Source organism: Sphingobium sp. ba1, from assembly GCF_000743655.1.
GTDB lineage: Bacteria > Pseudomonadota > Alphaproteobacteria > Sphingomonadales > Sphingomonadaceae > Sphingobium.
The window spans coordinates 54,551-62,545 of the sequence record NZ_JPPQ01000069.1; the positions used below are offsets into that span (position 1 = coordinate 54,551).

The 7,995-nt window shown below is 62.6% G+C and carries 6 protein-coding genes; 2 read left to right on the forward strand and 4 right to left on the reverse strand.

What is annotated here, in order from left to right:
- Together IL54_RS03305 and IL54_RS03310 are read right to left on the reverse strand one after the other, a co-directional pair.
- A partial coding sequence (locus IL54_RS03305) for a hypothetical protein (RefSeq protein WP_037477719.1) occupies positions 1–1,188 on the reverse strand: 1,188 nt, incomplete at its 3' end.
- Positions 1,189–1,758 carry a recombinase family protein gene (locus IL54_RS03310; protein ID WP_013849886.1) on the reverse strand — a complete coding sequence of 190 codons (570 nt, stop codon included), beginning with the start codon at positions 1,756–1,758 and terminating at the stop codon, positions 1,189–1,191.
- A gap of 140 nt (positions 1,759–1,898) precedes the next feature.
- Between IL54_RS03310 and IL54_RS03315 the strand changes: the two genes are divergently transcribed.
- Both IL54_RS03315 and IL54_RS03320 read left to right on the forward strand, forming a co-directional pair.
- Positions 1,899–4,868: a Tn3 family transposase gene (locus IL54_RS03315; protein WP_037473228.1), complete on the forward strand. Its 2,970-nt coding sequence runs from the start codon at positions 1,899–1,901 to the stop codon at positions 4,866–4,868.
- Positions 4,869–5,056: 188 nt separating this feature from the next.
- Positions 5,057–5,956: a LysR family transcriptional regulator gene (locus IL54_RS03320; protein ID WP_037473229.1), complete on the forward strand. Its 900-nt coding sequence runs from the start codon at positions 5,057–5,059 to the stop codon at positions 5,954–5,956.
- A 217-nt stretch (positions 5,957–6,173) separates the two neighbouring features.
- Here IL54_RS03320 and IL54_RS03325 read toward each other — a convergent pair whose 3' ends face one another.
- Positions 6,174–7,547 carry a Dyp-type peroxidase gene (locus tag IL54_RS03325; protein WP_037473231.1) on the reverse strand — a complete coding sequence of 458 codons (1,374 nt, stop codon included), beginning with the start codon at positions 7,545–7,547 and terminating at the stop codon, positions 6,174–6,176.
- A 3-nt stretch (positions 7,548–7,550) separates the two neighbouring features.
- A partial coding sequence (locus tag IL54_RS03330) for a hypothetical protein (RefSeq protein ID WP_037477721.1) occupies positions 7,551–7,995 on the reverse strand: 445 nt, incomplete at its 5' end.

The following is a 7,995-nucleotide window of genomic DNA, read 5'->3' on the forward strand; positions in this document are numbered from 1 at the left end:
CGGCTCATCGAGCGTTTTCGTATATTCACGGGTCAGCATATCGTGAACGATGCGCTCCATTTCATGCGGTGGAATATCCAGTGCCTCGTCCTGTGGCGTGCGGGCGGCATCGTCGGCCATAACCTGATCGAGCGTCCGGATTTCGGCCATAGGCGCGCTCACGCAATCACCAAGCCATTCGCCCATCTGGGTAATTGCTCGCTCCGCGCGGGCGGCACTGTTTACCTCGACGATCAGCTTGCGCCCTGCCAGTTCCACATTGGCAAAAACCGGCGTGCCGTCATCCATGGTCGTGACGAAGGCCCGCTTGCCTTTGGTCGCTTGCGGCTTCTTGTTCTTCGTCGCTGGTGCCAGCCAGTTCCAGAAACTGTCGCTGGCAGGTTCCAGCCATTGTGCCGCGTTCAGCCTTCGGATCAGGCTCTTGCCGACCACGCCTTTCGCCAGCGGAAAAACGATACGGTGGAACACCAGGTCATCGCCGTCGGCGTTGACCATATCCGGCGCGCTGCCGGGCATGGCCTTGCCCAGACAGTCGAGCAGCCACATGTTCGTGAACATCGGTCCCGATGCTCCCAGAAGCGCGTCCCGATCGGACGGGTCCAATTCCGCAGTGTCCTGAGTTTCGTCGGCAAGTCGGGAAAATGCCTCGACCACTCGCACGGCGCCCTCAGCGCTGAACGGCAACAGCGCTCCGGAAATGCCATGGCGCCCGTTCACGTCGACAACCCTTGCGGCGATCTTGTCCCAGTTGACCAGGGTCTGGGTTGCACCGTGTTCGCGCACCGTCACCGGAGCAACGTCGCGCAGCAGATCGCGCAAGGTCATCGACTGACCAGGCACGACTTCGCTGACCTCATAGAGCGACATGACCGTATCGCGTAACGCGCGCATATAGGCCTTGTTCGGCGCCTTTTCGTTCCAGCCCCGGCGCTTGAGATAGTCATCGACCAGATTGCGACCGTCGGGTTCCAGTTCCTGCGTAAGCAGATCTTCAAAGGCGCAGCCCCATAGCGGCCCTTGCCAGTGATCGCCAATTATCTCGAATATGGCGTCAGGCTCGAGTCCGGTCGCTTCGCTCGCCGGATCGAGATGCGCGGACAGCATTTCGGCCAATGCCTCATCCCATGGCGCGCGATCCGCATATTTCATCAGGCCGGAAAGATCGTGAGCCGATTTCGATCTGGACATTCAGATGGGCCTTTCCACGCCGAGGCGGCGCATTTCTCGATAGATGGTCGATCGGCCGATGCCGAGTTGTCGTGCTGCTTCTGTCGGCGAGATGCTCGCTTCGACCAGTTTGATGGCGGCATGTACCTTGGACATGTCGAGCGGCTGACGGCCGGGCAACTTGCCTTTGGCGCGCGCGGCGGCGATCCCATCCCTGGTTCGCTCGGAGATCAGTCTCCGCTCGAAATGGGCGATGGCCCCGAACACATGGAAGATGAGTTCGCCGGCGGCCGACGATGTGTCGATCTTTTCCTCAAGACTCAGGAGCGCGATGCCCTGGCCGCGTAGCGTCTCGACCGTGGTGAGCAATTCGGCGAGCGAGCGCCCAAGCCGATCGAGGCGGACCACCGCCAGCGTGTCGCCCTTGCGGGCATAGGCGATCAGTTCGGCCAGACCGGGCCGCTCCATGCTCTTGCCCGACATGACGTCGGTGAACACCTTGATCGCGCCGGCCTCCTCCAGACGCATGGTCTGTCCAGCCACGTCCTGATCGCCGGTGCTGACGCGGGCATAACCCAGAATATCGCCCATCCCGTGCGTCTCCCAAACGGTCGTTCTGTGGACGCTATGGAGGGCAGCCGCTGCGCCCCACCCATATCCGTCCACATACTATGTCTCTTTACTCCTCGCTGTCCATAGGCCCAGATGACCTTTTGTGGACAGGAAACGGCATGACGAAGCGCAAGCATCAACTCCTGACCGAGAGCGAACGCGATCAGATACACGCCATCCCGACCGATCGCGACCATTTGGCCCGGCTCTATACCTTCGAGCCTTCCGATATCGAGATCATCGGCGCGCGACGGGAGCGACGGAACCAGTTGGGTGTCGCGCTGCAACTCGCGCTCCTGCGGCACCCGGGCATCACGCTTGCGCAGTTGATACAGGACAGGGGAGCAATACCCCATGATCTCGCCGCTTTCGTCGCGGAGCAACTTGGTCTGCACGTAACCGAGCTGGCCAACTATGCGGCGCGGGATCAGACAATGACGGATCATGCCCGTGAGCTGGCGGCGCGTTTGGGGCTTCGGGGGCCAACCCGCGCCGATATTCCCTTCATGGTCGAGGCGGCCGCGAGAACTGCATGGGCGACCGACAAGGGGATGACGATTGCGATGGGCGTGGTCACCGCCCTGCGCGAGGCCCGGATTTTGCTGCCGTCCATCTCCACCATCGAACGCGCCAGCAGCGCGGGACGTGCCCGCGCGCGCAAGCAGGCCGCCCACGCCCTGATCGCCGATCTCAGCGCCGAACAGGTCCAGGCCCTCGATCAGCTCTTCGACGCCGCCGGCGGCATGAGCCATCTCGCCTTGCTTAAGACCATCCCCGTCGCGGCCAAGCCCGATCACGTCCGCCAGATCCTCGACCGTCTGAGGCAGGTGCGGAAGATCGGCATTTCCCCCGACGTCGCGGGCCGCATCCACGCGGACCGATTTCGGCAATATGTCAGGGAAGGCCGTGCGTCGCCTGCCTATATGATCGAGCGCTATATTCCCTCCCGGCGATGCGCCACGCTCGTTGCCTTCCTGCTCGATCTTGAAGAACGGCTGACGGACAGCGCCCTGGAGATGGCGGACAAGCTGATCGGCGGCATCTTCACCCGCGCGAAGAACGCCCAGGCGCGCAGCTATGCCGCCACGTCGAAGAACGTGGCCCGGCTGATGCTGATCTTCCGCAGGACGATCGACGCGCTCACCGATGCAGTCGATACTGGCGAAGATCCTATGGAGGTCCTGGATGCCTCAGTAGGATGGCACACCCTCCTGAAGGCCAGACCGGAAGTGGCGACGATCGCGGAAACCGCCAATCTTGATCCGCTGAGGGTCGCGGCCGACCGCTATGCGACGTTGCGCAAGTTCGCCCCTGATCTGCTTGAAGCGCTACAGTTCAGGGCCGGAAAGGGCAGCGCGAAAACGATTGCCGCTATCGAGATGCTGCGCGACCTCAATAGGTCGGGCAAGCGCGATCTGCCTGCCGACGCTCCGATGCCCTTCCGCAAGGAATGGCAGAAAATCGTCATGGGCGATGACGGCAAGATCAACCGGCGTCTCTGGGAAATCGCGACGATCGCGCATCTGCGCAACAAGCTGCGTTCCGGGGATGTCTGGGTGGAGCGATCGGCAGGATACCGCCGGTTCGACAGCTACCTGCTCAGCGAACCCCAGGCGAAGCCGATCGTGTCGGCTCTCGGTCTGCCACCCACAGCCGGCGAATGGCTCGAACAGCGGGGCCGCGAACTGGACTGGCGGCTGAAGAAATTTGCCCAGCGCCTGAAGCGCGACGCTCTGGAGGGTGTGCGATACCGCGACGGCCGCCTCCAGATATCCCCCGTTCGCACGATCGCAACGCCCGACGCCGAAGCGCTGGCCGACCGGCTCGATGCCATGATGCCACGCATCCGCATCACCGAGCTACTGCATGAGGTGGCGCAGGAAACCGGCTTTCTTGCGGCGTTCACCAACCTGCGTACCGGCGAGCCGTGTCCCAATGAAAACGCGCTGCTCGCCACGATCCTCGCCGATGCGACCAATCTCGGCCTGTCGCGCATGGCGGCGGCGAGTCAGGGCGTCACGCGCGATCAGCTCCTCTGGACCCATGACGCCTATATCCGCGACGACAGCTACCGCGCGGCGCTGGCCCTCCTCATCAACGCGCACCACCGCCTGCCATTCTCACGAGTATGGGGCGACGGCACCACGTCCAGTTCCGATGGCCAGTTCTTCAGGGCCGCGAAGCGCGGCGCGTCGGGCGGCGATATCAACGCCCGCTATGGCGTCGATCATGGCTTCAGCTTCTACACCCATAATTCTGATCAGCGCGCGCCCTACCACGTCAAAGTGATCTCGGCCGCGACGCATGAGGCGCCCTATGTCCTCGACGGCCTCACCAGCCACGGCACCGATCTCAGGATCGTCGAGCATTACACCGACACCGGCGGGGCGACCGATCATGTCTTCGCCCTGTGCGCGATGCTGGGATTTCGCTTCTGCCCGCGCCTGCGCGACTTTCCGGACAGGCGGCTTGCGCCGATCGCGCCGGTTTCGGCCTATCCGTCCATCGCCCCGTTGTTGGGCAAGCGTATCCGCACCGACATCATCAATGAACAATGGGACGACGTGCTGCGCCTCGTGGGGTCGATCAAGGCTGGCCACGTCGCGCCGTCGGTCATGCTGCGAAAGCTCGCCGCCTACGAACGGCAGAACCAGCTCGACGTCGCACTACAGGAGATCGGCAAGATCGAACGGACCCTGTTCATGCTGGACTGGCTTGAAAATCCCGATCTGCGCCGGCGATGCCATGCCGGCCTTAACAACAGCGAGCAGCGCCATGCCCTGACGCAAGCGATCTACACCTTCCGCCAGGGCCGCATCATCGACCGCAGCCATGAAGCTCAACAATATCGGGCATCAGGCCTCAACCTAGTCATCGCGGCGATCGTCTATTGGAACACGATCTACATGGCCGACGCCGCCCAGCATCTGCGATCGGCAGCGGCCCCGGTCCCCGATGATCTGCTTGTCCATACGTCGCCGGTTGGCTGGGAGCATATTGCCTTTTCCGGCGATTTCCTCTGGGATCGAGCCGCCGCTTCCGCTGGCCGCAAGGCCCTCAATCTTCCGCCGGACAGCCGCGCCGCCTAAGCGTTCCTCGGTTGTTCTCCCTTAGCGTTGTTTAGCGTACCTTCCACGCTATGCCCTCTCCTTTGCCGGGCTGCAATCGCACCGGCGACCGCTTTTGTTGAGCAACAATATCCGCTAGGATTGGCCAATAAAGCTGATCATTCTGACATCACTTGTCAGAAAATCAGCACAATTGGAGTTCTGACTGTTTGGACCGCGTCGATCTGTTCCGCATGTTTGTGCGTGTCGTTGAATGTGCGAGTTTCACCCGCGCGGCCGACACGCTGGGCGTTCCGCGGTCCTCCGTATCGGCCGGCATTCAGGAATTGGAGGGACGGGTTGGGGCGCGGCTGCTACACCGCACGACCCGCAAGGTCTCCCCGACACAGGACGGCATCGCCTTCCATGAGCGCTGCCAGCGGGTCATCGCCGACGTCGAGGATACGGAAAATCTTTTCCGGCAGACCGCCGCCAAACCGTCGGGCAAGCTGCGGGTCGATGTCCCGGGGCGGATCGGGCGTCTGATCATCGCGCCGGCTTTGCCCGGCTTCCTCGACAAATTTCCCGAGATCGACATCGACCTCGGCGTCACCGACCGCGCGGTGAACCTGGTCGAAGACAGCATCGACTGTGTGCTGCGTGTGGGGCCGCTCAACGACTCAGGCCTGATCGCGCGGCCTATTGGAAAGTTGCTACTGATCAACGTCGTCAGCCCAGCCTATGTGACGCGGCATGGCACGCCAGGCTCTCCTGAAGATCTGGGAGATCACTGGGCGGTCAATTATGCTTCTCCGACCAGCGGCCGTGTTGAGGATTGGGAGTGGCTGGAGCAAGGGAAGCTGCATCGGGTTCCGTTGCGCGGGCGGGTCACTGTCAACAGCGCCGAGGCCTACATCGCCTGTTGCCTCGCAGGCCTCGGCATGATCCAGATCCCAGCCTATGACGTGAAACAGCATCTTGAGGCGGGAGAATTGGTCGAGGTGATGCCCGGCCATCGAGCCGAGCTGATGCCTATGACGTTACTCTATCCCCACCGCCAGCACCTTTCACACCGGCTGCAGGTATTTGCCGATTGGCTTGAGACGCTGCTGAAGGACAAGCTCTTATGAAGAGCAAAAGCCACCCGGGATCCGAAACGCCTGCGCTCAAGCGGTCCGGATGACCGAAGCGTCCTCGCCGATCATGCCTTAGAGGCAGTTTTTGCAGACGTCAGGATTACCGATCGGGCCAGACGCGACTGGCAAAGATCATGGTGAGGCCGAGCGCAGCGATCCTGATGAATTGCACGTTCATCTTCACAAAGGCCAACGACTGACCGGCGGGTTCCTAACCCCAGCTCCCGGCCGCCAGCCATTTGAGCGCGGACAGGCTTGGCATGAACAGATATTCGCCGCCCTTCATGACATTGAAAGTCTGCACACCGTCGATGCGCTTGCGCGCCGGCGCCTGCGGGATCGTGAACCGGCCATCATCCTCATGCAGGCCAACGATCGGATCGCGCTCTTCGCCAAGGTCGACGAAATTGCCTCGGTTGATCCACTCCTGCTGCATGAACTCGATCGTGTCGTAGGCACGCGCGCTGATGAAGATGAAGAACAGGCCGCGATCGCCGTTGGCATCGTCCTCAGGCCCCACATCCTCGGAATAAACCGGCCCGAAGGTCGAGGAACGGCGAATGATGCGGTGGATGTTGACGTCGGTGAGCAGCGTCAACTCGGAATCGCGGGGATTGAGCCGTCGCATATGGCAGCCGAGCGGCACGACGCGGCCTTTGGGATCGTCCTTGAAGGTGAAGTCGTTGTTGCGCTGCGGATCGGCGCCGAGGTCGGGATCGTCGTGATCGTGCGCCAGCGTCAAGGGTGCGCCGGAGCGCCAGCGCCCGAACATCTTGGCGGCAAGGCGCTCGCGTTCCTCCGGCGTGTCGCCATGTGCCTTGAGGAAGGCGTTGAAGTAACCGACCCGGCTGTTATACTTGCGCATTACGACGAAGGTGCCGTTCCTTCCGAGAACCGCAGGCTCGGGCATGCCGAGCGGCTGGCCGTTCTCGCTCTCATAGCCGAGGATGAATTCGCCGGCCTTGATCGGCCGCTCCTCGCCTGGCAGCGGATCAACGCCGCTGCCCTCCACTGCGGGCTGGGAGATCGAATCCCGGAAACCGAACGGGTTTTTCGCGCCGTCCGGCGCGCCGAAGCGATGCTCGCCGAGCAAGGTGACGCCGCTGCTCCGGTCGAGTTCGGTGCGCGCCGTCGCCAGCGCCTTGTCGAGCGCATCATCGTCGACCGCGTAGATGGTCAGCGCGAGATGGCAGTTGCCCGGCTTGAACACGTCTTCCCAGTTTTCCGGCGCGTTGGGTCCGAAGTCGCGAAGCTGCTCCGCGCGTGCGGCCATGCCCTGCTGGAACGGGAGCGGAAAGGTCTTGAGCTGGGCGTCGGGAACGCCGAGCGCCTTCAGACCCTCGAAGCTGAGCGCAGCGCCGATCCAGAAATCGAGATCCTCGCTCCAATTGTCGGCCGAAGCGACATGCGGTGCCAGCCGGCCGAGAAGATTGCGGGCTCCCGCTGCCTCGTCGAAATGGAGCATGGCGTGAACGCCGACATAGGGTTCCGGCCGGCTTCTGAGGATCAGCGCCTGGATGTCCTGCAGGTCGAGCGTGACGCTATCCCGCGAGAAGTGCTCTTTTAGTTTCTGAAGGATCGCCATGGCTCAGCCCACCTTGTCCAGGAATTCGTTGACGGCATGTTCGAGCCGTTGGAGCCGGCGCACATCGACGACGGTGACCTGCGGATTGGCGACGAACCAGCCGGCGGCGGTGATCTGATGCTCGGCGATGAAGTCCTTGACCTCGGGGCTGGCGATGCCCGGCCAGCCCTCGACCGAGGCGAAGATCAGGTCCATCAGATCGGGGATCTTGGTGGCGAAGTCGTTGATATAGGTGTCCCAGTCGCCGTCATAGGCGGTGGCGAACAGGATGCGGGTGTCGTTGTCGAAGAACACGAACCGCATGTTGTGCAGCGTGCCGACCTTCTGCGCCCCGTCGAAATTGCCGTTCACCAGCCCGAATATGCGTTTCAGCCGATCCGCGCCGCCGGGCTTGAGGTTGGCGATGGCGGTGAGCTCGGAGACATTGCCGGACTGCGCGCCGACGCGA

Coding starts and splice junctions, on each gene's coding strand:
- IL54_RS03315 (WP_037473228.1), top strand. CDS start 1,899: ATGACGAAGCGCAAGCATCAACTCCTGACCGAGAGCGAACGCGATCAG.
- IL54_RS03325 (WP_037473231.1), bottom strand. CDS start 7,547: ATGGCGATCCTTCAGAAACTAAAAGAGCACTTCTCGCGGGATAGCGTC.
- IL54_RS03310 (WP_013849886.1), bottom strand. CDS start 1,758: ATGGGCGATATTCTGGGTTATGCCCGCGTCAGCACCGGCGATCAGGAC.